The sequence below is a fragment of the Xanthobacter autotrophicus ATCC 700552 genome, from assembly GCF_043194565.1.
Lineage (GTDB): Bacteria > Pseudomonadota > Alphaproteobacteria > Rhizobiales > Xanthobacteraceae > Xanthobacter > Xanthobacter autotrophicus_F.
This window is the reverse complement of the sequence record NZ_JBAFVS010000011.1, coordinates 32,791-57,602: the sequence shown is the minus strand read 5'-3', so window position 1 is coordinate 57,602 and position 24,812 is coordinate 32,791. Positions and strand designations below refer to the sequence as shown.

Annotated in this window: 23 protein-coding genes; 7 read left to right on the top strand and 16 right to left on the bottom strand. The window is 68.5% G+C overall.

The features are described 5' to 3' along the window. The first annotated feature begins 42 nt into the window (after window positions 1-42). A complete protein-coding gene (locus V5F48_RS13355; protein WP_394259117.1) occupies window positions 43-1,995 on the top strand; it encodes a heavy metal translocating P-type ATPase in 1,953 nt (650 codons plus the stop codon). A gap of 195 nt (window positions 1,996-2,190) precedes the next feature. On the opposite strand, the gene V5F48_RS13350 is transcribed toward V5F48_RS13355, so the two are convergent. Both V5F48_RS13350 and V5F48_RS13345 read right to left on the bottom strand, forming a co-directional pair. Continuing rightward, a complete protein-coding gene (locus V5F48_RS13350; RefSeq protein WP_394109138.1) occupies window positions 2,191-3,420 on the bottom strand; it encodes an argininosuccinate synthase in 1,230 nt (409 codons plus the stop codon). Between the two features lie 45 nt (window positions 3,421-3,465). Further along, on the bottom strand, window positions 3,466-4,032 hold the full coding sequence (locus V5F48_RS13345; protein ID WP_463595853.1) for a phosphatase PAP2 family protein: 567 nt from the start codon (window positions 4,030-4,032) through the stop codon (window positions 3,466-3,468). Window positions 4,033-4,377: 345 nt separating this feature from the next. Between V5F48_RS13345 and V5F48_RS13340 the strand changes: the two genes are divergently transcribed. The 3 genes from V5F48_RS13340 to ubiB all read left to right on the top strand — a co-directional run bounded on the left by V5F48_RS13340 (window position 4,378) and on the right by ubiB (window position 7,564). Then, a complete protein-coding gene (locus tag V5F48_RS13340) occupies window positions 4,378-4,992 on the top strand; it encodes a 2-hydroxychromene-2-carboxylate isomerase (RefSeq protein ID WP_394259116.1) in 615 nt (204 codons plus the stop codon). A 168-nt stretch (window positions 4,993-5,160) separates the two neighbouring features. After that, window positions 5,161-5,973, top strand: a complete 813-nt coding sequence (gene ubiE, locus V5F48_RS13335; protein ID WP_394259115.1) for a bifunctional demethylmenaquinone methyltransferase/2-methoxy-6-polyprenyl-1,4-benzoquinol methylase UbiE — start codon at window positions 5,161-5,163, stop codon at window positions 5,971-5,973. A 19-nt stretch (window positions 5,974-5,992) separates the two neighbouring features. Next, entirely contained in the window at window positions 5,993-7,564 is a 1,572-nt protein-coding gene (ubiB, locus tag V5F48_RS13330) for a 2-polyprenylphenol 6-hydroxylase (RefSeq protein WP_394259114.1), read from the top strand. A gap of 416 nt (window positions 7,565-7,980) precedes the next feature. On the opposite strand, the gene V5F48_RS13325 is transcribed toward ubiB, so the two are convergent. The 7 genes from V5F48_RS13325 to V5F48_RS13295 form a co-directional block, all read right to left on the bottom strand. Next, window positions 7,981-8,664: a GntR family transcriptional regulator gene (locus V5F48_RS13325; RefSeq protein WP_394259113.1), complete on the bottom strand. Its 684-nt coding sequence runs from the start codon at window positions 8,662-8,664 to the stop codon at window positions 7,981-7,983. Between the two features lie 32 nt (window positions 8,665-8,696). Beyond that, window positions 8,697-9,383, bottom strand: coding sequence for a DUF2848 domain-containing protein (locus V5F48_RS13320; RefSeq protein WP_394259112.1), 687 nt, complete (start codon window positions 9,381-9,383; stop codon window positions 8,697-8,699). A 94-nt stretch (window positions 9,384-9,477) separates the two neighbouring features. Next, the gene (locus tag V5F48_RS13315) at window positions 9,478-10,650 is read right to left on the bottom strand and encodes an ABC transporter substrate-binding protein (protein ID WP_394259111.1); all 1,173 of its coding nucleotides are present in this window, start codon (window positions 10,648-10,650) and stop codon (window positions 9,478-9,480) included. 89 nt (window positions 10,651-10,739) lie between these two features. Further along, window positions 10,740-11,462, bottom strand: coding sequence for an ABC transporter ATP-binding protein (locus tag V5F48_RS13310; RefSeq protein WP_394259110.1), 723 nt, complete (start codon window positions 11,460-11,462; stop codon window positions 10,740-10,742). A gap of 3 nt (window positions 11,463-11,465) precedes the next feature. Next, window positions 11,466-12,227, bottom strand: coding sequence for an ABC transporter ATP-binding protein (locus V5F48_RS13305; RefSeq protein WP_394259109.1), 762 nt, complete (start codon window positions 12,225-12,227; stop codon window positions 11,466-11,468). Further along, complete coding sequence (locus tag V5F48_RS13300) at window positions 12,224-13,066, bottom strand: branched-chain amino acid ABC transporter permease (protein ID WP_394259108.1); 843 nt, start codon at window positions 13,064-13,066, stop codon at window positions 12,224-12,226. Before V5F48_RS13300 ends, V5F48_RS13305 begins: the two co-directional genes overlap by 4 nt. Further along, complete coding sequence (locus V5F48_RS13295; RefSeq protein ID WP_394259107.1) at window positions 13,066-13,938, bottom strand: branched-chain amino acid ABC transporter permease; 873 nt, start codon at window positions 13,936-13,938, stop codon at window positions 13,066-13,068. Before V5F48_RS13295 ends, V5F48_RS13300 begins: the two co-directional genes overlap by 1 nt. A gap of 445 nt (window positions 13,939-14,383) precedes the next feature. Between V5F48_RS13295 and V5F48_RS13290 the strand changes: the two genes are divergently transcribed. Beyond that, entirely contained in the window at window positions 14,384-16,096 is a 1,713-nt protein-coding gene (locus tag V5F48_RS13290) for an AAA family ATPase (protein ID WP_394259106.1), read from the top strand. Window positions 16,097-16,138: 42 nt separating this feature from the next. Here the strand turns inward: V5F48_RS13290 and V5F48_RS13285 are convergent, their stop codons facing one another. Then, complete coding sequence (locus V5F48_RS13285) at window positions 16,139-17,050, bottom strand: substrate-binding domain-containing protein (protein WP_394259105.1); 912 nt, start codon at window positions 17,048-17,050, stop codon at window positions 16,139-16,141. 246 nt (window positions 17,051-17,296) lie between these two features. Here V5F48_RS13285 and mog point away from each other — a divergent pair, with 246 nt between their 5' ends. Beyond that, the gene (gene mog, locus V5F48_RS13280) at window positions 17,297-17,830 is read left to right on the top strand and encodes a molybdopterin adenylyltransferase (RefSeq protein WP_394109126.1); all 534 of its coding nucleotides are present in this window, start codon (window positions 17,297-17,299) and stop codon (window positions 17,828-17,830) included. Between the two features lie 35 nt (window positions 17,831-17,865). Here mog and V5F48_RS13275 read toward each other — a convergent pair whose 3' ends face one another. The 5 genes from V5F48_RS13275 to fabA form a co-directional block, all read right to left on the bottom strand. Further along, window positions 17,866-18,756, bottom strand: coding sequence for a cation diffusion facilitator family transporter (locus V5F48_RS13275; protein WP_394109125.1), 891 nt, complete (start codon window positions 18,754-18,756; stop codon window positions 17,866-17,868). A 326-nt stretch (window positions 18,757-19,082) separates the two neighbouring features. Then, window positions 19,083-19,838: a bestrophin-like domain gene (locus tag V5F48_RS13270; protein WP_394259104.1), complete on the bottom strand. Its 756-nt coding sequence runs from the start codon at window positions 19,836-19,838 to the stop codon at window positions 19,083-19,085. Window positions 19,839-20,060: 222 nt separating this feature from the next. Next, the gene (gene fabI / locus V5F48_RS13265; RefSeq protein WP_394109123.1) at window positions 20,061-20,909 is read right to left on the bottom strand and encodes an enoyl-ACP reductase FabI; all 849 of its coding nucleotides are present in this window, start codon (window positions 20,907-20,909) and stop codon (window positions 20,061-20,063) included. A gap of 221 nt (window positions 20,910-21,130) precedes the next feature. Next, the gene (gene fabB / locus V5F48_RS13260) at window positions 21,131-22,348 is read right to left on the bottom strand and encodes a beta-ketoacyl-ACP synthase I (RefSeq protein WP_394109122.1); all 1,218 of its coding nucleotides are present in this window, start codon (window positions 22,346-22,348) and stop codon (window positions 21,131-21,133) included. A gap of 54 nt (window positions 22,349-22,402) precedes the next feature. After that, window positions 22,403-22,942: a 3-hydroxyacyl-[acyl-carrier-protein] dehydratase FabA gene (gene fabA, locus V5F48_RS13255; RefSeq protein WP_394109121.1), complete on the bottom strand. Its 540-nt coding sequence runs from the start codon at window positions 22,940-22,942 to the stop codon at window positions 22,403-22,405. Window positions 22,943-23,294: 352 nt separating this feature from the next. On the opposite strand from fabA, the gene mscL reads away from it, so the two are divergent. Continuing rightward, entirely contained in the window at window positions 23,295-23,705 is a 411-nt protein-coding gene (gene mscL, locus V5F48_RS13250) for a large conductance mechanosensitive channel protein MscL (protein WP_394259194.1), read from the top strand. Between the two features lie 29 nt (window positions 23,706-23,734). On the opposite strand, the gene V5F48_RS13245 is transcribed toward mscL, so the two are convergent. Next, window positions 23,735-24,808: a quinone-dependent dihydroorotate dehydrogenase gene (locus tag V5F48_RS13245; protein WP_394259103.1), complete on the bottom strand. Its 1,074-nt coding sequence runs from the start codon at window positions 24,806-24,808 to the stop codon at window positions 23,735-23,737. Window positions 24,809-24,812: the final 4 nt, after the last annotated feature.

The following is a 24,812-nucleotide window of genomic DNA, read 5'->3' as shown; positions in this document are numbered from 1 at the left end:
CGCATGGCCTAACGCCGGATGGTCACCGGCGAGGAGAGATGCATGCCCGGGGCGGTACGGACAGTGATGGGCGTCGGCCTGGCGCGCAACCGCTACCTCCTGCTGACGGCCGCCGTGCTGCCGCTGGTGGCCGGCCTCGGCCTGCTGGTGGCGGGGCAGGACCGCGCGGCGTTCTTCGCCTTCGTGGCGGGCACCGTGCCGGTGCTCGCGGTGCTGGTGTTCGACATCGCGCGGGCGCTGGGGGAGGGCCGGTTCGGCCTCGACCTGCTGGCGGCCCTCTCCATGGCCACGGCGCTGGTGTTCGGCGAGCCGCTGGCGGGCAACGTGGTCGCCCTGATGTATGCGAGCGGCCAGCAACTGGAGCGCTTCGCCGAGGGCCGCGCCCGCCGGGAGATGACCGCGCTCGTCGCCCGCGCCCCCCGCTCCGCCCTGCTGCGGGAAGGGGACACGCTGCGCGAAGTGCCCATCGGGGCGCTGAAGGGCGGCGACCTCATCGTCGTGCGGCAGGGCGACACCATTCCCGCCGACGGGCGCATCCGCGGCGGGCCGGCGGTGCTGGACCAGTCCTCCCTCACCGGCGAGGCGAACCCGGTGCGGCTTGATGAGGGGGAGGAAGCGCCCTCCGGCGCCGTGAACGTGGGCGGCGCCTTCGATGTGCACGTGCTGCGGCCGGCGGACGAAAGCACCTATGCGGCCATCGTCCGCCTGGTGGAAGCCGCCGCCGCCAGCCGCGCCCCCATGGCGCGCCTCGCCGACCGCTATGCCCTCGCCTTCCTCGTGGTGTCGCTGGCGTTGGCGCTGGGTGCGGCGGTGCTTTCCGGTGATCCGCGCCGGGCGCTGGCGGTGCTGGTGGTGGCGACCCCGTGCCCGCTCATTCTCGCCGTGCCGGTGGCGCTCATGGCCGGCCTGTCGCGGGCGGCCAGGCGCGGGGTGCTGGTGAAGAGCGGTGGCGCGCTGGAAAAGCTGGCCGCCGTGCGGGCGCTGGTGATCGACAAGACCGGCACCCTGACCCACGGCCAGGCCCAGCTTCAGGAGATCCGCACCGCGCCGGGCTTCGATGCCGACGAGGTGCTGCGCCTCGCTGCCGGCCTCGACCAGGCCTCCGGCCATGTGGTGGCGGCGGCTCTGGTGAAGGCGGCCAAGGCCCGTGGCCTCGCGCTCTCAGCGCCTGACGGCGTGGCAGAAGAGGGCGGCGCCGGTGTTACCGGGCGGGTGGAGGGCCGGGAGGTGGCCGTGGGCGGCTCCGCTTTCGTGGCGGCGCGGGCCAGGGGAGTCCTCGCGGCTGGCGACTTCGCGGCTGGCGACTTCGCGGCTGGCGACCTCGTGGCGGTTGATCCGGCGGCGGTTGATCTGGCGTCCCTGCGTGCCGGCCTGCCGGCGGCGAGCGCGGTGGTGGCGGTGGCCATCGACGGGCGCTTTGCCGGCCTGCTCATCCTCGCCGACCGGGTGCGGGACGACGCGGGCGCGATGGTGCGGGCGCTCCGGGCCGGCGGGGTGGACCACATCGCCCTCGCCTCGGGGGATCGGGTGGAGGCGGTGGAGGCGCTGGGCCGCAGCCTCGGCCTCGATAGCTGGGCGGGGGACCTTCAGCCCGGCGACAAGGTGTCCTACGTGACCGACGCCCATGCCCGGCTGGCCGCGGGCACGGTGATGATGGTGGGCGACGGGGTCAACGACGCCCCGGCGCTCGCCGCCGCCGACGTGGGCGTGGCGCTGGGCGCGCGCGGCGCCGCGGCCTCCGCCGAGGTGGCGGACGTGGTGCTGCTGGTGGACCGGCTGGATCGTCTCGGTGAGGCCATGGCCATCGCCCGGCGGGCGCTCGCCATCGCGCGGCAGAGCGTGGTCGTGGGCATCGCCCTGTCGCTCATGGGCATGGTAGCGGCCGCCTTCGGCTTTCTGGAGCCGGTGGCCGGCGCGCTGTTTCAGGAGGCCATCGACGTGGCGGTGATCCTCAACGCCCTCAGGGTGCTGATCCCCGGGCCGGGGGAGGGGTGAGGCGGGCTTGCGCTACGGCCCAGGCGTCGCGGGGGCCCAGGCGACGCGGGCCCAGGCGTCGCGCGACCCCTCACCCCAGCCCTCTCCCGCAAGGGGAGAGGGAGCCATGTTGCGTGGGGCGACGAACTCGATTGGTGTTCTCCCCTCTCCCCTCGCGGGAGAGGGGAGAGGGGTGAGGGGGCGCCGGCTCCCCGCTCACTCCGAGATCTTGCGCGCCCGGCTGCCGAGGGTGCGCAGGCGCAGGGCGTTGAGCTTGATGAAGCCCGCCGCGTCGCGATGGTCGTAGGCGACCGCGCCTTCCTCGAAAGTGACCAGTTCCTGGTTGTAGAGCGAATAGGGGCTCTTGCGGCCGATGACCGTGGCGTTGCCCTTGTAGAGCTTCACCGTCACTTCGCCGGTCACATAGGCCTGGGAATGGTCGATGGCGGCCTGCAGCATCTCCCGCTCGGGGGAGAACCAGAAGCCGTTGTAGATCAGCTCCGCATAGCGGGGCATCAGCTCGTCCTTGAGGTGCGCCGCGCCGCGATCCAGCGTGATGCTCTCGATGCCGCGGTGGGCGACGAGCAGGATGGTGCCGCCGGGAGTCTCGTAGATGCCGCGGGACTTCATGCCCACGAAGCGGTTTTCCACGAGGTCCAGGCGGCCGATGCCGTTAGCCTTGCCCAGCTCGTTGAGCTTGGTGAGCAGGCTCGCGGGGGAGAGCGCCTCGCCGTTGATGGCCACCGCATCGCCCTTGTCGAAGGCGATGGTGATGAGGGTGTGCTCATCCGGGGCCTCTTCCGGGGAGATGGTGCGCTGGTAGACATAGTCCGGCGCGTCGTCGGCCGGGTCTTCCAGCACCTTGCCCTCGGAGGAGGAGTGCAGGAGGTTGGCGTCCACCGAGAACGGGGCCTCGCCGCGCTTGTCCTTGGCGATGGGGATCTGGTGGGCTTCCGCGAACTCCAGCAGGCGGGTGCGGGAGGTGAGGTCCCATTCGCGCCAGGGGGCGATCACGGTGATGTCCGGCTCCAGCGCGTAATAGGCCAGCTCGAACCGCACCTGGTCGTTGCCCTTGCCGGTGGCGCCGTGGGACACCGCGTCCGCGCCCATCTTGCGGGCGATCTCGATCTGCTTCTTGGCAATCAGCGGCCGGGCGATGGAGGTGCCCAGCAGGTAAAGACCTTCATAGACCGCATTGGCGCGGAACATGGGGAAGACGTATTCGGCGACGAATTCCTCGCGCACGTCCTCGATGAAGATGTTCTCGTCCTTGATGCCGAGCAACTGCGCCTTCTTGCGCGCGGGCTCCAGCTCCTCGCCCTGCCCGAGATCGGCGGTGAAGGTGATCACCTCGCAATTGTAGGTGGTCTGGAGCCATTTCAGGATCACGGAGGTGTCGAGGCCACCGGAATAGGCCAGCACCACCTTCTTCACGTCACGCGCCATCAGGTCTCTCGGGAGTTTTGCAGGGATAGGAAAGGGCGGCGCGGACTATAGGCCCGTGCGAGGCGGAGGCAAGGGCCGGCGCAAGGGGGGCCGGCGCAAAGGGGGCCGGCGCCAGACCCGACGCCATCCGCGCAGCAGCAGGGTCCGCAGCTTCAGCCCGGTCCGGCCGATGATGAGCTCCACCGCGGCGTCGCCGGGCGCACGCTTGCGGTCGTAGAGGACATAGCGCGTCAGCACCACGAGCACGATCACCAGCACGCCGGAAAACACCACGTCGGTGAAGAAGTGGCCGCCGAAGGCGATGCGCAAGCCACCCGCCACGCTGGCGAAGGCCACCGCCGCCACCATGGCCACCGCCCCGGCCGGGCCGGGCACGAGGCTGGCGGGGGCCGTCATCCAGAACCCCAGCGCGCCCTCGCCGGAGACGAAGGAGCAGTTGCCGGGGCAGGTGCCGTCGGTCTCGTACCAGGACTTGAAGGCATCGCGGCCGCCGAACGTGTCCACATGCACGGGCCGGGGCCGTCCCCATTCCTGCTTCAGGATGCCGTTCACCAAAAGGCCCGGCCCCACCGCCATGGTGAAGGCGAGTAGCACGGCGGCCCGCGCCGGCATGAACATCCTGCGGCGGGGGAACAGCAGCTTCAGCACGATGGCGGCGAAGGCCGGGGCGGCGATGGCCCAGGGGATCCAGTTGGCGAGATTGCGCACGGTCTGCGCCCAGGGCGCGCCGGCGAGGACGAAATGGCGCCCGGCCGCATCCCAGAACAGGCTGGCGATGGCCATGTCCCAGTCGGGAAAGACGGTGAACAGGATCGCCACCGCGGCGCCGATCACCAGCGCGAAGAACAGCACCCACTTCAAGGCGTCACCCGACCCCCGTCCCTTTGATCCAACCGCTTGCGGAAAGGCCGTGCCGCGCCGCAGATTGACGCAGCGATGTACAGGCAGGACGCGCCCATGGCCAGCGGCACCCTCGATTTCTATTACGAGTTCGCCTCGCCCTACTCCTATCTGGCCGCCACCCGCATCACGGCGCTGGCCGAGTTGGCGCACGTGCAGGTGGCGTGGAAGCCGTTCCTGCTCGGCCCCATCTTCGCGGGGCAGGGCTATACCACCTCGCCCTTCAACACCTATCCGCTCAAGGGCGCGCACATGTGGCGGGACCTGGACCGCCTCGCCGCGCAGGCCCGCCTGCCGCCGGTGACCAAGCCCGACCCGTTCCCGGCCAACGGCCTTCTGGCGGCGCGCCTCGCCACCTATCTCAACGACGCGTGCCGGCCCTCCTTCACCCGCGCGGTGTACTACGCGGAGTTCGCCCAGGGCCGCGACATTTCGGATCGCGAGACCCTGCGCCAGATTCTGGCCGGCCTCGGCCATTTCTACGGGGATGTGATCGCCGAGGCGGAGCAGCAGGAGAACAAGGACCGGCTGAGACACCAGACCGAGGAGGCCAAGCAGCGCGGCATCTTCGGCGCTCCCAGCTTTCTGACGGCGGACCGGGAGCTGTTCTGGGGCAACGACCGGCTGGAAATGGCCCTCGACCATGCCCGCAGCCTCGCCAGGGTGGGGTGAGGGGGCGTGAGGCTGGCTTCCCCTCCCGCCCGCCGGAGGTCTGGCCCCGTCGCCCACAGCCCATCCCGGTTCAAACTGCCCCACGGCCGCGACGCTTCCCTTTATGGCGCCGGCCCGGATCATCCGATAAGGTCCCGGCTCGAAACAACAGCGTGCGGCCAGATCCCCATGACGGACCAGAGTGCGGACCCGAATACGGACCCGACTTCCGCGCCCGGCGCCGGTGCGCCCGGGAGCGAGACCCATTTCGGCTATCGCACGGTTCCGCTCACCGAGAAGCAGTCGCTGGTGGACGACGTGTTCCACAAGGTGGCGCGCCGCTACGACATCATGAACGACTTCATGTCCGGCGGCCTGCACCGGGTATGGAAGGACGCGCTGGTCTCCAAGGTGCGCCCGCCCCAGGGCGCGCGGCCGTTCGAGCTGCTGGACCTGGCCGGGGGCACCGGCGACGTGTCGTTCCGGGTGGTGAAGGCGGGCGGCGAGGGCACCCGCGCCACCGTGGCCGACATCAATGCCGAGATGCTGGCGGTGGGCCGCGAGCGGGCGGAAAAGCGCGGCCTGGGCCACAAGGTCACCTTCACTGAAGCCAATGCCGAGGCGCTGCCCTTCCCCGACCAGTCGTTCGATGCGGTCACCATCGCCTTCGGCATCCGCAACGTGCCGCGCATCCCGCTGGCGCTCACCGAGATGCGGCGGGTGCTGAAGCCCGGCGGGCGCGCCTTCGTGCTGGAATTCTCCAAGGTCGACGTGCCGCTGCTGGACAAGATCTACGAGACCTATTCCTTCAATGTCATCCCGCAGATCGGCAAGCGGGTCGCCGGCGATGCCGAGCCCTACCAGTATCTGGTGGAATCCATCCGCCGCTTCCCCAATCCGGAAGTGTTCGCCAACATGATGCGCGATGCCGGCTTCTCCCGCGTGGACTTCACGCGCATGACCGGCGGCGTGGTGGCCCTGCACTGGGGCTGGCGCATCTGATGGCGCGCGGCCTTTGACCATGATCTTCTTTCTCGCCGCCGACGCGGCGCGGCTCGCCCGCGCCGGCTACGTGCTCGCCCGCGAAGGCGTGCTCTCCCTCATGTCTCCGGCCGCGGCGCCGCCGCTGGCGCGCCCGCTGCTGCGCATCGCCCGGCTGATTGCCCGCAAGGATGCCGGCAGCCGGCCGGCGCGCTTCTCGGCGGCCTTGTCCCGGCTCGGCCCGTCCTATGTGAAGCTCGGCCAGTTCCTCGCCACCCGGCCGGACGTGGTGGGCGCCTCGGTGGCGCGCGACCTTGAGGTGCTGCAGGACCGCATGCCCATCATCGGGCAGGAGGTGGCGGAGGCCACCGTCGCCGACGCCTTCGAGCGGCCGGTGCGGGAGGTCTATGCTGAGTTCGGGCCGGCGGTGGCCGCCGCTTCCATCGCCGAGGTCCACAAGGCCGAGGTGGAGGACAAGGACGGCACCCGCCACACCGTGGCGGTGAAGATCCTGCGTCCCGGCGTGGAGCGGCGCTTCTCCTCCGACATGGGCTCGTTCCGCCGCATCGCCCATTTCGCCGAGACCAATTTCGCCGAGGCGCGACGGCTGCGGCTGGAAACGGTGGTGGATACGCTGGCCCGCTCGGTGTCCATGGAGATGGACCTGCGCCTTGAGGCTGCCGCCTATGCGGAACTGGCCGAGAACATCGGCGCGGACGCGGAAATCCATGTCCCCCGCGTGGACTGGGACCGCTCCAGCCGCGAGGTGCTCACCACCGAATGGATCGACGGCATCAAGCTCTCCGACAAGGAGGCGTTGATCGCGGCCGGGCACGACCTGAAGGAGATCGCCCGCGTCGTCATGCAATCGTTCCTGAAACAGGCCATGCGCGACGGCTTCTTCCATGCCGACATGCATCCGGGAAACCTGTTTGTGGACGCGCAGGGCCGGCTGGTGATCGTGGATTGCGGCATCATGGGCCGGCTCGGCCTGAAGGAACGGCGCTTCCTCGCCGAGATCCTGTACGGCTTCATCACCCGCAACTGGCGGCGCACGGCGGAAGTGCATTTCGAGGCCGGCTACGTGCCGCTGCATCACTCGGTGGACGATTTCGCCCTCGCCATCCGCGCCATCGGCGAGCCCATCCACTCGCGCACCGCCGACCAGATCTCCATGGCGCGCCTCCTCGCCCTGTTACTGGAGGTCACCGCCTTGTTCGACATGCAGACGCGGCCCGAGCTGCTGCTGCTGCAGAAGACCATGGTGGTGGTGGAAGGCGTCGCCCGCTCCCTCGATCCGCAGCTCGACATGTGGAAGACGGCGCGCCCGGTGGTGGAAGACTGGATCGCCGGCAATCTGGGACCCGTCGGCCAGCTCAAGCGCGCCGGCGGCGGGGTGTCCGAGATGGCGCATTTCGCCGCCACCCTGCCGGGGCTTTTGACCCGCACCGGCCGGGTGATGGAGCAGCTCGACGTGGCAACGCGGGACGGGCTGAGCCTGTCGCCGGCGTCCCTGGAGGGCATCGGCCGCGCCGAGGCCAAGCGCGCCTTCTGGGGCAACCTCGCCCTGTGGGTCATCGCCGCCGCGCTGGTGGGCATGTGGCTGGGGTAGGGGAGGCGGGCCGCCTTCCTACCCCAGCCTTCCTGTCGGCAGCCTTCCTGCCGCCGGCTTTCGGACCTGCCGGCCTACCCCCTCCCCCAACCCTCCCCCGCACGCGAGACCTCTGCGAAAGTCAGCCAGGGTGGGTGTCAGAAGCTGGTTCCCCCTCTCCCCCCGAACTCGGCTGTTGCCGAGTTCGGTTCCCAAGAGCCGAAGCCGGAAACATCCGGCTTCGGAGCGGGAGAGGGCCGGGGTGAGGGGTGTGCTAGCATCCTGAGCAGACAGGCATACTTTGGCACCGCCGCCCCCTCACCCCCAGCCCCTCTCCCGCAAGGGGAGAGGGGCGGATGGCCGCTCAAGGGCCTTTCGCGGAGGCCCCGCACGCGGGAGAGGGAGCGGCGGCGGCGTCTGGCAATCCTTCGGAGGCTTCAGAGCTGTCGCGTCAGGTTCGCCGCGAACGACAGGATATGCGCCCGCGTCGCCTCCTCGGCGCCGTCGCCGTCGCGGGCGGTGAGGGCGGACACGATGGCGGCGTGCTCGTCCACCACGCGGGCGTGATGGCCGGCGTCGCGCAGGGAGACGAACCACACCCGCTGCGCGCGCTCGTGCAGGTTCTTCAGGATGTCGCCCAGCACCGGGTTGCCCGCCGCCGCCGAGATGGTGGCGTGGAAGGCGCGGTCCAGCGCCATGGCCGCCGCCACATCCCGCTCCGCCGCCGCCTCGCTGCCGCGCCGCACGTTGTCCGCCAGCGCGGCGAGGTGGGCGCTGTCGGCCCGCTCGGCGGCGAGGCGGGCGCAGAAGCCTTCGTTCAGGAGGCGCACCTCCACCATGTGGCGCACCTCGTCGGCGCTAATGGGGCGCACGATGATGCCCTTGCGCGGCAGCACTTCCACGAGGCCGTCGCGCATGAGCCGGTCGAATGCCTGGCGCACCGGGGTGCGGCCGAGGCCGAGGCTTGATGCCACCTGCGCCTCGCTCAGCGCCTCGCCGGGGCGGAAGACGCACATGATGATGCGCTGCTTGAGCACCTCGTAGGCGGTGTCGCGGAGCGAGCGGACCGGGGCGGCGCCGGCCTCCTGCGTCCCCTCCCTCACCTCTGCGTCGAGCTGCATGGGCGTCCTCCGGCGGCTTCTTCCTTGCGCGTTCAGCCGGCGATCGGCAGGACGCTCACATCATAGGCGTGGCGGATGGTGCGCCCCAGCACCGGATCCTCCAGCTCGAAGGCGAAGCGCGCCGCCGGGCGGATGCCGCCCCTGGCGGCGAGCGTGCCGCAGAACATGGCGGTGCCGTCGCCAAGTCCCGGGCCATAGCCGTCGATGATCTCGCCCGGCGGCAGCATGGCCGATACCGGGCCTTCCTGGTAGAGCACCCGCGCGCCGTCAATGGTGGCGAACGAGCGGATGATCAGGCGGTCCCAATGGGGCAGCACGTCGTCGAGCGCCCACAGCTCGGGAGCCACCGGCTTGTCGCACATCTGCTTGGAGACGGTGATGCCGTAGGTTTCCACGGTGCGGTCGGTATGGTCCGAGCCGACGCCGAGGAAGCGCCGTCCGCCACTCTGGAGCACCATGAATTCCACCTCGCCGGAGGAGTCGGGCCCGGTGCATTCGATAGCGTCCGCCGTGGTGAAGCGGGCGGCCGCCACTCGGTAGTAGATCGGGGTGGAGGCGGGACGCGGCACGCCCAGCTCTTCCAGCTCCACGATGTGCTTTTCCAGCGCCGCCTTGTCGCGGCCGGTCCAGCCGGCGATCACCGCGTGGCGGATTTCCACCGTGAGGCGCGTGGCGCCGCCATCGGCGTGAAGGGTGAACAAAAGCGTCGTGCCCGGCATGGGTGTCTCTCGTCGGAATGGTCAGGGAGAAGAGCCGGCGCCTTCCGGTCAGGGGCAGGGGGAAGGCGCCGGCCGTACGCGGAGTGTGCCGAGGTCAGTTCGGCATCCGCGTATCCAGAAGGGTCCACTTCCCGCCCTTCACCTCGAGGATGTAGACGGGCTTCACGGCGTCCCCGTCGGCGAAGGAGATGGCGCCTTCCAGCGCCGGCACGTCCTTCAGCTTGGCCACCTGGTCGCGGACCGCGGCGCGCTCGGCGGCAAGCTTCGTCTTGTCGCCAGTGGTGCCGGCCCGGGTCATGGCTTCGGCGTAGAGATAGACGATGTCGTAGACCGAGGCGTCCATCTGGTTGGGGTCGGTGCGATTGAGGCCGGCGGCCTTGGTGCGCTTGGCGAATTCCGCCGCGAAAGCCTTCGTCCTGTCGTTCACCTCGGGGAAGAAGGTGGTGCCGATGGTCAGCATCTCGCCGGCCCCATCCATGCGCTTGGGCAGTTCCGGATCGGCGATGGTGGTGCCGCCGATGAGGCGGGTGGCGACGCCCTGGCGCTTCAGCTCCTTGGCGAGGGTGATGGCGCCTTCCGGCGGCGAGCCGAGGCCGACCACGTCGGGCGCCATCTGCTTCAGCTGCGCCACCTGGGGCGACAGGTCGAAGGCGGCGAGCTGGAAGTCCACCGCGCCCTTGGAGGGGATCGCATACTTCTCGAACATCTTGGGCACCACACCGGTGCCGATGGATTTGGACACCACGTCGTCGGTGGCATAGGCGGCAGCGCCCGTGGCCATGGGCAGCTTCTTGTCCTTGAGGGACGCCAGCACCTGGTCGATGACCTTGCCTTCGTCGGTGGTGTTGCGGAAGCCGTAGGTGAAGCCCTTGGTGAGGCCGGGGGCCGAGGAGGCCATGGACATCTGCGCGATGCCCTCGCGCTCGCCCACCGGGAAGGTGGTGCGCACTTCCGAGGAGGAGAACGGCCCGATGATGGCCAGCGCCCCGGCATCCTGCGCAAACGACCGCACGGCAGTGGTGGCCTGCTTGGGATCGCCGGCGGTGTCGAACTTCACGATCCTGATCTTGCGGCCGTTAATGCCGCCCCTGGCGTTGATCTCTTCAACCGCCATGTCCACCGCCACCTCGTTGGTATTGGCGAGGCTCACATAGGGGCCGCTCTTGGCCATCATGTAGCCGAGGACGAGATCTTCCTCCGCCCGCGCGGTGCCGGCGGCGACCAGCGCGGCCAGAAGGCCGGCGCCAAGAAGCAGACTTTTCTTCATGTCCAACTCTCCTCTGGATTTGGTCTGGTTTTTCTTTGTGTCGCGCGTGTTTTCATCACGCGAACCTGTCTTCACTTCGCCTGGAAAGATCAGTGGCCGCCCGCCCCGCCGAGATAGGCATCCTGAAGCCGGGGGTCGGCGGCGAGCGCTTTCGGGTCGCCGTCCATGGTCACGCGGCCCAGCTCCAGCACGGTGGCGGCGTGGGCGACCTTCAGTGCCTTGCCGGTGTTCTGTTCCACCAGCAGCACCGAGAGGCCGTCGCGGTTCAGCTCGCAGATGAGGTCGAACAGCTTTTCCACGAACAGCGGGGAGAGGCCCAGCGACGGCTCGTCCAGCATCATCAGCCGGGGCCTGGCCATCATGGCGCGGCCGATGGCCAGCATCTGCTGCTCGCCGCCGGAGAGGCAGGAGGCCAGCATGTGCCGGCGCTCGGCGAGGTTGGAGAAGCGGCCATAGATGGCGTCCATCTCGCGGCGGACGGCGGCGGTGTCGCGGCGCATATGGGCGCCCAGCAGCAGGTTCTCTTCCACCGTCAGGGAGATGAGGATGCGCCGGCCCTCCGGCACCAGCACCAGCCCCTGCGCCATGCGCTTGTGGGGGGCGGCGCGGGTGAGGTCGGCGTCGGCGAAGGTGATGCCGCCACCCTTCGCCGGCACCGCGCCGAGGATGGCTTTCAGCAGGGTGGACTTGCCGGCCCCGTTGGCGCCGAGCACGGTGACGATCTCGCCTTCCTGCACCCGCAGAGACACGTCGGTAAGCGCCGCCACGCGGCCGTAGGAGACGGAAAGGGCGGAGACTTCGAGCAGCGCCATGGTTCAGGCCTCCCCGTCCGAGCCGATATAGGCCTCGCGGACCTTGGGGTCCTGCCGCACGCGGGAGAGCGGACCCTCGGCGATCTTCTCGCCGAAATTCAGCACCACCACGTTCTGGCAGATGGACTCCACGAAGTGCATGTCGTGCTCCACCACCAGCAGGGTGATGCCCTTGGCCATGAGCGCCCGGAGGTGATCGCGCAGCGCATTGGTCTCGGAGGGATTGAGGCCGGCAGCGGGCTCGTCCAGCATCAGGAGGCTGGCGCCGGCGAGCGTTGCGCGCACCAGGTCGATGCGCTTCCTCACCCCATAGGGCAGGGCGGAGACGGTCTCGTCGGCCCAGCGGCCGAGGCCGCTTTCCTCCAGCGCCGCGCGGGCCTCGCGCTTCCAGCGGTGGTTGGGGATGAGGCGGTAGGGGGTGAGCAGCGCGGCGAGCGAAGCGGCGCGCACGTGCTGGCCCACCAGCAGGTTTTCCAGCACCGACAGATGCGGCATCAGCCGGACGTTCTGGAACGAGCGGGCCACTCCGGTGCCGATGCGCTGGCGCGAGGGCATGCGGGTCACGTCCACGCCGTTCACTTTGATGCGGCCGGCATCCACGCCGTAGACGCCGCTGACCAGGTTGAACACCGTGGTCTTGCCCGCCCCGTTGGGGCCGATGAGCGCCGTGGTGACGCCCTTCGGCACGGCGAAGGAGAGGTCGCGGATGGCTGTGACGCCCGCGAACGACTTCGACAGGGCGGAGATGTCCAGCGCCGCGCTCATGAGGAGGCCTCCGGCGCGCGGCGGCGGAACAGGCGGAACAGGGCGGCGGTCACCAATCCCTGCGGGCGGATCGCCATGAAGACGATGATGAAGACGGCGAAGAGCGCGTAGCGCCATTGGTCGGAGGCGCGCAGAAGTTCCGGCACCAGGGTGAAGAAGGCGGCGCCCACCAGCGGCCCCCACACCGTCTGGGTGCCTCCGAACAGCACGTAGAGCACGGTGAAGACGGAGAGCAGCACGTTGAAGTGCTGGGCCTCCACGAAATTATAGTGGTGCGCATAGAGCGCGCCTCCGAAGCCGGCCACCATGGCGCCCAGGGCGAAGGCCGCAACCTTCATGCCCCGCACCGGCACGCCCAGCAGGTCGGCCACCGTGGCGTCGCTCTTCACCGCCGTCAGCTCGAGGGCAAAGCGGGTGCGGGAGATGTAGAGCATCAGCGCCACCACGCCGGCCGCCGCCGCGAACACCACGTTCGGCCCGGCATAATCGGTGACGGGATAGCCCGCCGCGCCGCCCACCCCTTCCAGGTTCAGGAAGACGGCGGAGATCACCTGGCCCAAAGCGAAGGTGGCCATGGCGAAATAGATGCCGTGGGTGCGCAGCACCGGCAGGCCGATGATGAGGCCGATGAGCCCCGCCGCCAGCGCCCCCACCGGGATGGCGGCCCACATGGGCCACGCGTATTCGTTGGTCAGGAAGGCCGAGCCATAGGCGCCGATGGCCATGAAGCCGGCGATGCCGAGATTGAGCTGGCCGGCGGCCAGCGGCAGGTAGACCGCATAGGCGGCGATGACATTGAAGGCGAGGACGACGAGGACGCCCGTCAGATAGCCGCTCATTAGAGCTTCTCCCGGCTGGGGGCGCGGCCCATGAGGCCCTGCGGCCGCACGATGAGGATGAGGAGCAGCAGGCCGTAGACGGTGATGTTCACCACGTCCGCGCCGATGAAGGAGATGGAGACCACCTCGGCAAGGCCGATGAGCAGGCCGCCCAGCACCGCGCCCCAGATGGAGCCCATGCCGCCCACGATCATGGCGGCGACGCCCTTGAAGCCCACGCCCTCGCCCATGAAGGGCGAGACCTGCTGGTAGTTCACCGCGAACAGGATGCCGGCCAGCGCCGCCAGCGCCGCCGAGGCGACGAAGAGCTGCGGCACCAGGCGGGCGATGTCGATGCCCATGAGCAGCGCGGTTTCCCGGCTCTCGGCCACGGTGCGGAGGCGCCGGCCGGCTGTGGTCTTCGCCAGCACGAAGGACAGCACCGCCACGAGGCCCAGCGACAGCACCAGCGAGGCGAGCTGGGCATAGCCGATGACGAGGCCGCCGAGGCGCAGGTTGAGGTCGGGCAGGAGCGCCGGGAACGCCTGCTGGTCCGAGCCGAATTGCACCAGCATCAGGTTTTCCAGCAGCACCAGGAAGCCGAGGGAGGACACCAGCGGCACCTCCGGGTCGCCGCCCTGCATGGGCCGGTAGGCGAAGCGCTCCACCAGCAGGGAGATGAAGGCGGCTGCGGCCAGCGCCCCGGCGGCGGCGAGCAGGAAGGGCCAGCCGGCCTTCATCAGCCCGAAGGCGAGCATGCCGCCGGCCATGAACAGGCCGGGGAGGGAGAAGTTGAGGAAGTTCAACACGCCGATGGCGAGGGTGAAGGCCACCGCCACGAGCATGTAGATGGCCCCGAGCATGAGGCCGTTGACGATCTGCTGCGCGACCATGGCGACGGGGCAACCTCGCTGGAACGCCGGGATGGAGCACCCGCCGGCCGCAATCGCGACAGGCGAATTAGCTAATATACAAAGCTATCTGACTTTCCCATGCAAGCTGAAATTTCAGGCGGATTTCAGAATTACGCGGATCGGTCGAGGTGCGGGTGGAATGAACAGCTATCGGCGCTTTTCCCGTAGGTTAGCGGGTATTGGAAAGGGGTTCGGTCGCCCGCCCCTGATGCGGCGATAAGCGGTGCGGTGCCCAAGGCCGCGGCAGGACGGCTCCGTTGTCGCCAGCGTCCGGAGCGGCGCCGGGGGGCGCCGGGCAGGCGCGCCGGGGAGGCCCGGCCTCGATCTTGCTATGGCCCTTTCAACCCATCGTCCGATGCCAGGGGCTGTCGCAGGTCGACCATTTTGTCGGAGCCCGGACATCGGTCGTCACCGTGAGGCGGTCATGAAGCTCATCGTCGAACGTCTGGTCGTCGAATCCCTCGTCGAGGCCTTTCCCGATCGGGCCCATCTGCTCGCCCAGCCGCGCCTTTCCACCCGCATGGAGCTGGGGCTCGACACGCTGAAGCCGGACGAGCTGGCCCATCTCCACGATCTGGTGCTGAAGAACGGCGGCACCGCCGTGCGCGGGCAGGAGGAGCAACTCGCCAACCTCGTCGGCGTGTTCAAGGACGAGGGCCAGCGCTTTGCCCCGGAGGAACTGGAAGACCTCGCCGGCGCCCTCGCGCTTTACTTCGTGAAATCATCCATCCGTGGCTGGCTGTTCCGCATGAATTCAGGCGGCAAGCCCGAGCCCTACCTCATCACCCGGCTCGACTACACGCCCCCGGGCGAGGAGGAGGCGGGCCGCGTCATCATTGAGCTGAAGGCCAATAATCGCGGCAAGGTCCATGTGGAGAATTTGCTGATCCGCTCCAAGGACCTGCGCGGGCTCACCATTCCCGGCACGCTGGCGGCCAAGGGCTGGCTGATGGAGGACGAGGGGCTGCTCGCCTCCTTCGACGACCAGCTGGTGCGCTATTTCGAGTGGCGCGCGCGCTACGGCCACCAGTTCTCCGGCAAGGGCACCGGCATCTTCGCCGAGGACCCCACCGCCAACCGCCGCGACACCGACTGGTCGCGCAAGTCGGTCATCGTGCTGTCCTCCTCGGGTTCCGAGGCGCGCCTGGTGAACGAAGAGGAACTGCTCGGCGAACGCACCCTGGGCAACGAGACCTCGGGCTTCTTCCTCGACAAGATCGTGAAGAAGGCGGACAAGCAGAACCTCTTCCACATGGCGGTGGACGAGGCGCTGAAGGCGGCGCAGGCGAACGTGCGCAAGGGCTCGTTCACCGACATGCCGGTGCACCCCCTCATCCTCATGTTCCATCTGGAATTGCACCACCACGTGTGGGTGCACGTGGACGACATCGCCCCCTATAAATACCATCCCGAGCTGAAGCAGAAGCTGGTGCTGCCCCCCGAGCAGACCGACCTGATCGACATCCTCACCGCCGAGATGAACACGCTCATGGACGACGTGGTGGCGGGCAAGTCCGGCGGCACCACCGTGCTGTGCGCCGGCCCGCCCGGCGTCGGCAAGACGCTCACCGCCGAGGTCTATTCGGAGATCATCCAGCGCCCGCTCTACCGGGTGCATTCCGGCCAGCTCGGCCTCGATGTGGCCCACATGGAACAGGCGCTGAAGGATGCCCTCACCCGCGCCCAGCGCTGGGGCGCAGTGATGCTCATCGACGAGGCCGACGTCTATATCAAGCGCCGGCAGGACAACCTCACCATGAATGCGGTGGTGGGCGTGTTCCTGCGCGTGCTCGAATACTTCAACGGCCTGCTCTTCCTCACCACCAACCGGGTGGACGACATCGACGAGGCCATTGTCTCCCGCTGCATCGCGCTCATCAAATACCATTCGCCGGGGCCGGAAGACCGGCGCAAGATCTGGCGGGTGATGGCGGACCAGTTCGGCCTGCCGCTCTCCGACGAGCTGATCGGCAAGCTGGTGGTGATGTTCCCCGAGACCTCCGGGCGCGACATCAAGGGCCTCGCCAAGCTGGTGGCGAAATATTGCTCGCAGAAGAACGAGCCGCCTTCCATTGAGGCTTTCCGCCGCTGCGCCATCTTCCGCGCCCTCGACGTGCCTCCGGTGGAGGCGGCCTGACGGGAGCCTACCCGGCCTCGGTCATAGGCCGAGGCCGACCCATCAGCAGCAATTGTAGTGGACCGTGCCGAAGCCGGACACGTCGTAGCCGCCGAGTTCGGCGGCCCGCGCCTCGAAGAGCGGCGCGTGGCAGAAGGCGACAAGCTTCTGGAACGGCGGATCGAAATAGGCCTTGCGCCAGACCAGAAGGTCGAAGCGCTCCTCCAGCAGCGGCAAAAAGCGCAGATTGTGCAGGCGCGCCGCCGCCGCGATGCCGAGGCCCACATCCGCCCGCCCGGTGGCGATGGCCTGCGCCAGGTCGGTTTCGGTCCGCTCGATGGTGTCCACCAGCTTGAGGTCGGCGCGGGTCATCTTCTCGGCGGACAACAGCCGGTCGAGCACCAGCTCGCTGCCGGCTTCCGGCTGGCGCGCCTGGAAGCGCAGGCCGCGGATATCTTTCAGGCCCTTGGGCGGGCGGGCCATGTCCGGCCGGTAGATGAGGCCGCGCACCCGTCGCGCCCATTCGATCAGCACCCACGGGTCGCGGCAGAAGCGGCCTTCCACCGCGCCCACGTTCCAGCCGTGCGGATCGGGCACGTGCAGGCCCACGGCGACGCATTCGCCCCGCGCGGCCCGGTCGAGCCCGTCGAGCGCCCCGTCGAGGAAGGCGGCGATGCCGGAGCGCGATTCGCGCAGCGCCCATTCCAGCAGGGGATCATGCCCGCCGGCGAGAATGAGCGGCAATGGCGAGGGGTCACTCGCCGTTGCGGGGGCTGCATCCGCCTTGTGCGGTTCGGCGGTGCCGCCCAGCCAGCTTTCAATTTCCTTGCGCGGGAACAGGAGTTTGCCCGTCACCCGCCGCACCGGAAGGCTGCCCGTGGCTACGAGGTTGTAAACCTTGCGCTCCTTCACGCGCAGCAGCGCCGCCAGCTCGCGGGTGGTGAGGAAATCCGACATGCTCCGATGCACCGTCACGGCAAGAATCCGTAAAATACAACACGCTTCACCTATATTCACATGAATACGGTTTGACCCAAAAGGCAACCTCAATCGCTGCGGTACCGCGGCGCGCCTCCGCGCCACGGATGGACGCGGAAAAAGGGGGTGGGTAAATGAACAGAGGCTTGCTTTTGTGCCGGCGCCGCGCCAGCACAGGCGGACCGTCTGGAGTCGCGCGGATCAGCGTTGCTGAAATTGCTCTAGACCAACCGGATCGCTCCCATGTCGTCAGCCCGCATCGGCATCGTCACCATCTCGGACCGCGCCAGCTCCGGCGGCTATGCGGATCTCTCGGGTCCGGCCATCGAGGCGTGGCTCCGGCATGCCATCACCAGCCCCTGGAGCGCCGACTATCGCGTCATCCCGGACGGCTTCGAGAGCGTGCGGGATACGCTGATCGACATGTGCGATCACGCCGGCCTCGACCTCATCTGCACCACCGGCGGCACCGGCCCGGCCCCGCGCGACCTAACCCCCGAGGCCATGGCGGCGGTGATCGAGAAGCCGCTTCCGGGCTTCGGCGAGCAGATGCGCCGCATCAGCCTCCAGGAGGTGCCCACGGCCATCCTGTCGCGGCAGGAGGCGGGGGTGCGCGGCAAGACCCTCATCGTGAACCTGCCGGGCAAGCCGGCCTCCATCGCGGTGTGCCTTGCCGCGGTGTTCCCGGCCATTCCCTATTGCCTCGACCTCATCGGCGCCGGGCGCATCGAGACCGACCCGCAGGTCTGCGCCGCCTTCCGCCCCAAGGGGGCGTGAACGGGCGCGTGAACGGGAGTGCGATGTGGGAGTGATTAAAGCACCACCACGCCGCGGTGCTTGGCTTCTTCTTCCGGCTCCACATGGATGGTGATGACGGCGTCATCCATGTCCTGCTCGAAGGCGCTCTCGATGCGGTCGCAGATCTCGTGGGCGGCGGCCACCGTCATGGTGCCCGGCACCACCAGGTGGAACTCCACGAAGGTGATGCGCCCGGCGTGGCGGGTGCGCAGGTCATGGGCCTCGATGGCGCCGGCGGCGTGGGTGGAGACCAGCTCCTTGATGCGCGCCACCACGTCCGGCGGCGGCGCCGCGTCCATCAGGCCGCCCACGGAGTCCTTCATCATGCCCCAGCCGGTCCACAGCACGTTGAGGGCGACGAGGCCGGCCAGCAGGGGGTCCAGCTGCGGCCAGCCGGTGACCGGCACCAGCACGAAGCCGGCGAGCACGGCGCCGGAGGTGACCACGTCCGAAAGCAGATGCTTGGCGTCGGCGATCAGGGCCGGCGAGCGATAGGCCCGGCCGACGCGGATCAGGACGGCGTACCACACCACGTTGATGACGGTTGCCGCACCGTTGAGGAGCATGCCCTTCACCGGCTGGTCGGGCAGGGTCGGATTGAGGAAGCCGTTATAGGCCTCGCGCATGATGGTGAGGGCGGCGATCACCACCAGCACCCCCTCGATCACCGCCGAGATGTATTCCGCCTTGTGGTGGCCGAACTGGTGGTTGTCGTCGGCCGGCCGCGCGGAGACCTGGAGCGCGATCAGCGCCGCGCACGAGGCGGCCACATTGATGATGCTCTCCAGCGCGTCCGACAGCAGCGCCACCGAGCCCGTCACCCACCACGCCAGCGTCTTGAGGCCGAGCACGATGATGCCGACGAGCACGCTCGCCGCCGCAATCCACAGCGTCTTGCGGCTCATGTCCGCCTCCTGTCCCGTCAAAGGCCGGCACTACCGGTTCGGGTCGCGCATTCTGTCCCCACCCGCGGCGCGCAGGGGCCTGCGCCGCGGGTGGGGATCGTGTGCCTGTGGAGCGCCCTCCGACCGGAGCGGATTGCCCCGCCGATTGGAAGTTGGCTCAAATTCAATGGGTTGGGCGATATGCCCGGCCGGAGCGATCCGGACGCGCTATGCTCTAGCCGCTGGGCGGGTGTCGTGCAACGCCCCATGATGCCGCTGAATGATGTTGCTGATCCGCTCACCCCCGGCGGCCGGGCACGCTGTGCCCCGCGGCGGCCGGCGCCGGTTTATTTCACCATATGCCGCAGGGCATTCTGCATGGCATCCGGCGGTACGATGATGGAGCCATCGAAGGGCGTGCTCATCTCCAGGATCAGGAAGATCGCCCCGCCGAGTGACATGGCACACAGGAGAAACACCGAGATCGACACCGCATTGACCGGCGCAAACAGCCCGAAGCTCATGAAGATGAAGGTGAGCCAGATGATCAGCACGATGGTGAAGATGGGGGGGACCTGGGTGGCGCTCTCCTCGATCAGCACCCAGCGCAGGGCGGACAGGGCCTTGTAGCGCTCGATGGCCTCCGACCTGAGATCGCCCTGGTCCGAGGTCTTCGGGTCGAGGGCACGGATCAGGCGCCCCACCTGGGAAAGGCGCGCCTCGGACTCATCGCTGGCGACGCGCACCGCGGCCTTATCGGGCCAGGTCTCGGCCAGGGCGTGCTCCGTATAGGCGCGCAGGGCCAGGCGCGCCGGATCGGCATCCGGCCCATAGTGCCGGAGCGCCACGTCAAGGGTGATGAGATAGGTGGTGAATTGCTGCACGTCGCGGCTGGTGGAATCGAAATTCCCCTTCACCGACGCCGTCATGAGGCCAAGGATCAGCGAGGCCATGGCTGCGACCATGCCGACACCGAGCTTCACCGCCTCCTGGGTTTCCTTGGAGAGGTGCCGCTCCTGCAGCCGGCGCGATGCCCGCATGCCGGCGATGGTGCCGCCGAACAGGCAGGCGAAGACCAACATGGCGACGACCAGCGCGTTCATGTCCTATTCCCTCCCCCGTGACCGCCACGCCGGTCAGATCTGATGCCAACCTGATGGCAACGGGTTCCGGATGCCCAAGCCGGCCAAATTGGCTTCGGTGCCATACGTAGCAGCCTGGGGTAAGGCAGCCCGGGGTAAGGCAGCCTGGGGTAAGGTAAAGTGGCGGGTGCACCCGGCGCGGGGCAGTTTCGGCTGGAACATGAGCGCCAGCCGAAACTGCCGCTACTCCGCAGCCTTCACCGGTGCCTCGGCGGCAAGCTTGGCCTCGGCGTCTTCCTGCTGCTTCAGCACGTCGGGATGCGGCATGGACATGATATTGTAGCCGGAATCCACGAAGTGAATTTCCCCCGTCACGCCGCCCGACAGCTCGGACAGCAGATAGAGGGCCGAGCCGCCCACTTCGTCGATGGAGACGGTGCGGCGCAGGGGCGCGTGACGCTTCTGGTAGTTGAACATCAGCCGGGCGTCGGCGATGCCAGCCCCGGCGAGCGTGCGCACGGGACCTGCCGAAATGGCGTTCACGCGGATGCCGGCCGGCCCGTAATCGGCGGCCAGATAGCGCACAGAGGCTTCCAGCGCCGCCTTGGCCACGCCCATCACGTTGTAATTGGGCATGACGCGGGTGGAGCCGCCATAGGTCAGGGTGACGAGCGACCCGCCGTTGGGCATCAGCGCGGCGGCGCGCTTGGCGATCTCCGTGAAGGAAAAGCAGGAGATGACCATGGTGCGGGAGAAGTTCTCCCGGCTGGTGTCGGCATAGCGGCCCTTCAGCTCCGACTTGTCGGAGAAGGCCACCGCATGCACCAGGAAGTCGATGGCGCCCCAGCGCTCCTTCAGCGCCGCGAACACGGCGTCCACGCTGGCGAGGTCTTCCACGTCGCACGGCAGCAGGATGGAGGAACCGAGGCTCTCCGCCAGCGGCTTCACCCGCTTGGCCACGGAATCGCCCTGGTAGGTGAAGGCGATCTCGGCGCCCTGGCCGGCCAAGGCCTTGGCGATGCCCCAGGCGATGGAATGGTCGTTCGCGACCCCCATCACCAAGCCACGCTTGCCCTTCATCAGGTCCTGCATCACCCACCCTCTCGCGCCTGAAACGCCGTCAGAGCGCGATCCGAGCAAATAAAATCAATTTGCGCGGTGCATCGCCCTCTAACTCAAAGATAGAGAACGCGTTATCCGATCAGCTCGCATCGCAAGCGGATCGGCGCGTGCTCTAGCAGACCGTTCGGGCCAGCACCACGGGCCGGCCCTTCACCTTTCATGACCGACCCTGACGAAGGGCCGCCGTACGCTCACGCATCCACGTGCTTGATGACGAGCGAGGCGTTGGTCCCGCCGAAGCCGAAGCCGTTGGACAGGATATGTCCGAGCGACACGTTGTCGACGCGCTGCTGCACGATGGGCATGTCCGCGAACGCCGGATCCATCTCCTCGATGTTGGCGCTCTCGCAGATGAAGCCGTTCTGCATCATCAGGATGGAATAGATCGCCTCGTGCACGCCGGTCGCGCCCTGCGAATGGCCGGTCAGCGACTTGGTGGCGGAGATGGGCGGGCACGCGCTGCCGAACACGGCGCGGATCGCCTCGATCTCCTTCAGGTCGCCGATGGGGGTCGAGGTGGCGTGCGGGTTGATGTAGTCGATGGGCGCCTTGATCTGGGACAGCGCGAGCTTCATGGCCCGCTCCGCGCCCTCGCCCGAGGGCGCCACCATGTCCACCCCGTCGGAGGTGGCGCCATAGCCGGCGATCTCCGCATAGATGCGGGCGCCGCGTGCCTTGGCGTGCTCCAGCTCTTCCAGCACCAGCACTCCGGCGCCGCCGGAGATGACGAAGCCGTCGCGGTTCTTGTCATAGGCGCGAGACGCCACCTGGGGCCGGTCGTTGAAATTGGACGACATGGCGCCCATGCCGTCGAACAGCACCGAAAGGGTCCAGTGCAGGTCCTCGCAGCCGCCGGCGAAGATAATGTCCTGCTTGCCGTACTGGATCAGCTCGTAGGCGTTGCCGATGCAGATGTTGGTGGTCGCGCAGGCCGCCGATATGGAATAGCTGAGGCCCTTGATCTTGAACCAGGTGGACAGGGTCGCGGAGGCGGTGGAACTCATCGCCTTGGGCACGGCGAACGGCCCGACGCGCTTGGGGCCCTTCTCGCGGGTGATGTCGGCGGCGTCCACGATGGCGCGGGTGGACGGGCCGCCGGAGCCCATGACGATGCCGGTGCGTTCGTTGGAGACCTCGGACGGCTCAAGGCCTGAATCGCGGATGGCCTGGTCCATGGCCACGTGGTTCCAGGCGGTGCCGCCGCCGTGGAAGCGCATGGCGCGGCGGTCCACCACCTCCTCGGCGTTCAGCGTCGGTGCGCCGTGGACCTGGGAGCGGAAGCCGATTTTCGCGTAGTCCTCGGCAAAGGAGATGCCGCTCTTGGCCTCGCGCAGGCTGGCGAGCACCTCTTGCGTGGAGTTGCCGATGGACGAGACGATGCCCATCCCGGTGACGACGACGCGCCGCATGTCAAATCCCCATTGGAAAGCAGCAGTATGGCCGCGGATCGTGGCGAAGCCCTGTCAGGTGCCCACAGGTCCCGCGGCGGGTGCCGCATCGGCCTGGAACAGGCCCACCTTCAGATCCTTCGCGCGATAGATGATGGCATCGTCGGCCGACAGCCAGCCGTCGGCGATGCCGAGCACCAGCTTGGAGCGCATCACCCGCTTGAACTCGATGCCGTAGACCACCTTTTTCACGCCCGGCAGGACCTGGCCGGAAAACTTGAGTTCGCCGAGACCCAGCGCCCGGCCGCGGCCGGTGGAGCCCAGCCAGCCGAGATAGAAGCCGACCAGTTGCCACATGGCATCGAGGCCGAGGCAGCCGGGCATCACCGGATCGCCCTTGAAGTGGCAGCTGAAGAACCACAGGTCCGGGTTCACGTCGAGCTCGGCGCGCATGAAGCCCTTGCCATGTTCCCCGCCGGTCTCGGAAATCTCGACGATGCGGTCGAACATCAGCATGGGCGGCAGCGGCAATTGCGCGTTCCCGGGGCCGAACAGCTCGCCACGTCCGCAGGCGAGGAGATCTTCATATGCGAAGCTGGTTTGCCGGTCCGCCATTCTCAAGCGTGTCGCCATTCTGCCCGGAAGGGGTTGACCCGAGAGGGGCCCCGTGGGGGTGTTGCCGAAAGAGCCGGAAGGCCCGCCCCCGTCATCGGCGGCGGGCACTCCCTAACATAGGGACGGGCGCACTCAAAGTCATGAAAGCGTCACGCCGTGCCCAACGGCGCCGCAACCGCGTGATCCGCCTGGCTGGCAGCGGTTGCGCATGCGTGCAAAGGGGAATCCGGCGGTCGGCGTGAACCTGCCCCGCCCCGGGTGCGTTGCCCACCTGCATCCTGCTTGGCGCCTTTCGGAGCCAAGATTTGGGCGCAAGGGTGCGATCGCAAACGCTCGGGAGACGGTCATGGCGGTGTTGAAGGAGTTCAGGGAATTCGCGGTCAAGGGCAATGTGATGGACCTCGCCATCGGCGTGATCATCGGCGCCGCCTTCGGCAACATCGTGGCCTCCCTCGTCGGCGATATCTTCATGCCGGTCATCGGCGCGGTCACCGGCGGCCTCGATTTCTCCAACCACTTCATTGCCTTGTCGTCCGCGGTCACGGCCGACAACCTGGTGGACGCCAAGAAGCAGGGGGCGGTAATAGCGTATGGTTCATTCATCACCATCGCCATCAACTTCCTGATTGTGGCGGCGGTGATGTTCCTGGTGGTGCGGACCATCAACACCCTGCGCCGGGCGGAGGAGAACAAGCCGGCGCCGACCCGCTCCGAGGTGCTGCTTTCCGAGATCCGCGACCTGCTCGCCAAACGCGCGGCCTGAGACGCCCGCCCCAAAAGCCGCCGGGGACCTCAGCGCACGTCCACGCCCACCGCGTCGGCGATGGAGGCGAAGCCGTCCGCCTTCAGGCGGGCGGCCAGATCCGTCTTGATCCGGCCCACCAGGCCGGGGCCGTGGAACACCAGGGCGGAATAGACCTGCACCAGGCTCGCCCCGGCGCGGACCTTGGCATAGGCGTCCGCCCCGGAACTGATGCCGCCCACGCCGATGAGGGGCAGCCGGCCCCCCAAGAGGCGGTAGAGCGCGCCGAGCCGCTCGGTCGACAGGGCCTTGAGCGGCTTGCCGGAGAGGCCGCCGGTCTCGTCCTTGAACCGGCTTTGCAGGCTGGGCGGGCGCGACAAAGTGGTGTTGCCCATGATGATGCCGTCCACCCCGGCGGCGAGGGCCGCCTCCGCCACGTCGGCGAGGGCCGCGTCGTCGAGGTCGGGCGCCACCTTCACCAAAAGGGGAGTGCGCGCGGCGGGATCGGGCATGGAGGCGTTGCGCACGCCGATGACGTGGGCGAGCAGGGTCTCCATCTCGGCCCGGGCCTGGAGCGCCCGCAGGCCCGGCGTGTTGGGCGAGGAGATGTTGCACACGAGGTAGTCGGCGAGGCGGCAGGTGGCCGAGACGCCGGCGGCGTAATCCTCCACCGCGTCCTCGCTCTCCTTGTTCTTCCCCACATTGGCCCCGACGATGCCGCGCTTGCCCCCCGCCCGGCGCTGGCCCAGGCGGAAGATGAAGGGGGCGAGACCCTCGCTGTTGAAGCCGAAGCGGTTGATGACCGCCTCGTCCTCGTCGAGCCGGAACAGGCGGGGCAGGGGATTGCCGGGCTGCGGGCGCGGCGTCACCGTGCCCGCCTCCACAAAGCCGAAGCCGAGCTTGAACAACGCGTCCGCCACTTCGCAATGCTTGTCGAAGCCGGCCGCGAGGCCCACGGGATTGGGGAAATCGAGCCCCCACACCCGCGTCGCCAGCACCGGATCGTCGGGTCCTCCCGACAGGTCCGGCACGAGGCCGCTCTTCAGCGCGCGGATGGACAGGTGGTGCGCCTGCTCCGGCGTCATGAACCGGAACAGGGGCCTGAGGACGCCGTAGAGGTCCATTTAA

Coding starts and splice junctions, on each gene's coding strand:
- V5F48_RS13325 (WP_394259113.1), bottom strand. CDS start 8,664: ATGCAGCTCGACGCAGAGGTGAGGGAGGGGACGCAGGAGGCCGGCGCC.
- V5F48_RS13345 (WP_463595853.1), bottom strand. CDS start 4,032: ATGCCGGCGCGGGCCGCCGTGCTACTCGCCTTCACCATGGCGGTGGGG.
- V5F48_RS13245 (WP_394259103.1), bottom strand. CDS start 24,808: ATGGACCTCTACGGCGTCCTCAGGCCCCTGTTCCGGTTCATGACGCCG.
- V5F48_RS13340 (WP_394259116.1), top strand. CDS start 4,378: ATGGCCAGCGGCACCCTCGATTTCTATTACGAGTTCGCCTCGCCCTAC.
- ubiB (WP_394259114.1), top strand. CDS start 5,993: ATGATCTTCTTTCTCGCCGCCGACGCGGCGCGGCTCGCCCGCGCCGGC.
- mog (WP_394109126.1), top strand. CDS start 17,297: ATGTCGTCAGCCCGCATCGGCATCGTCACCATCTCGGACCGCGCCAGC.
- fabB (WP_394109122.1), bottom strand. CDS start 22,348: ATGCGGCGCGTCGTCGTCACCGGGATGGGCATCGTCTCGTCCATCGGC.
- ubiE (WP_394259115.1), top strand. CDS start 5,161: ATGACGGACCAGAGTGCGGACCCGAATACGGACCCGACTTCCGCGCCC.
- V5F48_RS13310 (WP_394259110.1), bottom strand. CDS start 11,462: ATGGCGCTGCTCGAAGTCTCCGCCCTTTCCGTCTCCTACGGCCGCGTG.
- V5F48_RS13320 (WP_394259112.1), bottom strand. CDS start 9,383: ATGCCGGGCACGACGCTTTTGTTCACCCTTCACGCCGATGGCGGCGCC.
- V5F48_RS13355 (WP_394259117.1), top strand. CDS start 43: ATGCCCGGGGCGGTACGGACAGTGATGGGCGTCGGCCTGGCGCGCAAC.
- V5F48_RS13290 (WP_394259106.1), top strand. CDS start 14,384: ATGAAGCTCATCGTCGAACGTCTGGTCGTCGAATCCCTCGTCGAGGCC.
- V5F48_RS13295 (WP_394259107.1), bottom strand. CDS start 13,938: ATGGTCGCGCAGCAGATCGTCAACGGCCTCATGCTCGGGGCCATCTAC.
- V5F48_RS13300 (WP_394259108.1), bottom strand. CDS start 13,066: ATGAGCGGCTATCTGACGGGCGTCCTCGTCGTCCTCGCCTTCAATGTC.
- V5F48_RS13275 (WP_394109125.1), bottom strand. CDS start 18,756: ATGAGCCGCAAGACGCTGTGGATTGCGGCGGCGAGCGTGCTCGTCGGC.
- fabI (WP_394109123.1), bottom strand. CDS start 20,909: ATGCAGGACCTGATGAAGGGCAAGCGTGGCTTGGTGATGGGGGTCGCG.
- V5F48_RS13350 (WP_394109138.1), bottom strand. CDS start 3,420: ATGGCGCGTGACGTGAAGAAGGTGGTGCTGGCCTATTCCGGTGGCCTC.
- V5F48_RS13270 (WP_394259104.1), bottom strand. CDS start 19,838: ATGAACGCGCTGGTCGTCGCCATGTTGGTCTTCGCCTGCCTGTTCGGC.
- V5F48_RS13315 (WP_394259111.1), bottom strand. CDS start 10,650: ATGAAGAAAAGTCTGCTTCTTGGCGCCGGCCTTCTGGCCGCGCTGGTC.
- V5F48_RS13305 (WP_394259109.1), bottom strand. CDS start 12,227: ATGAGCGCGGCGCTGGACATCTCCGCCCTGTCGAAGTCGTTCGCGGGC.
- fabA (WP_394109121.1), bottom strand. CDS start 22,942: ATGGCGGACCGGCAAACCAGCTTCGCATATGAAGATCTCCTCGCCTGC.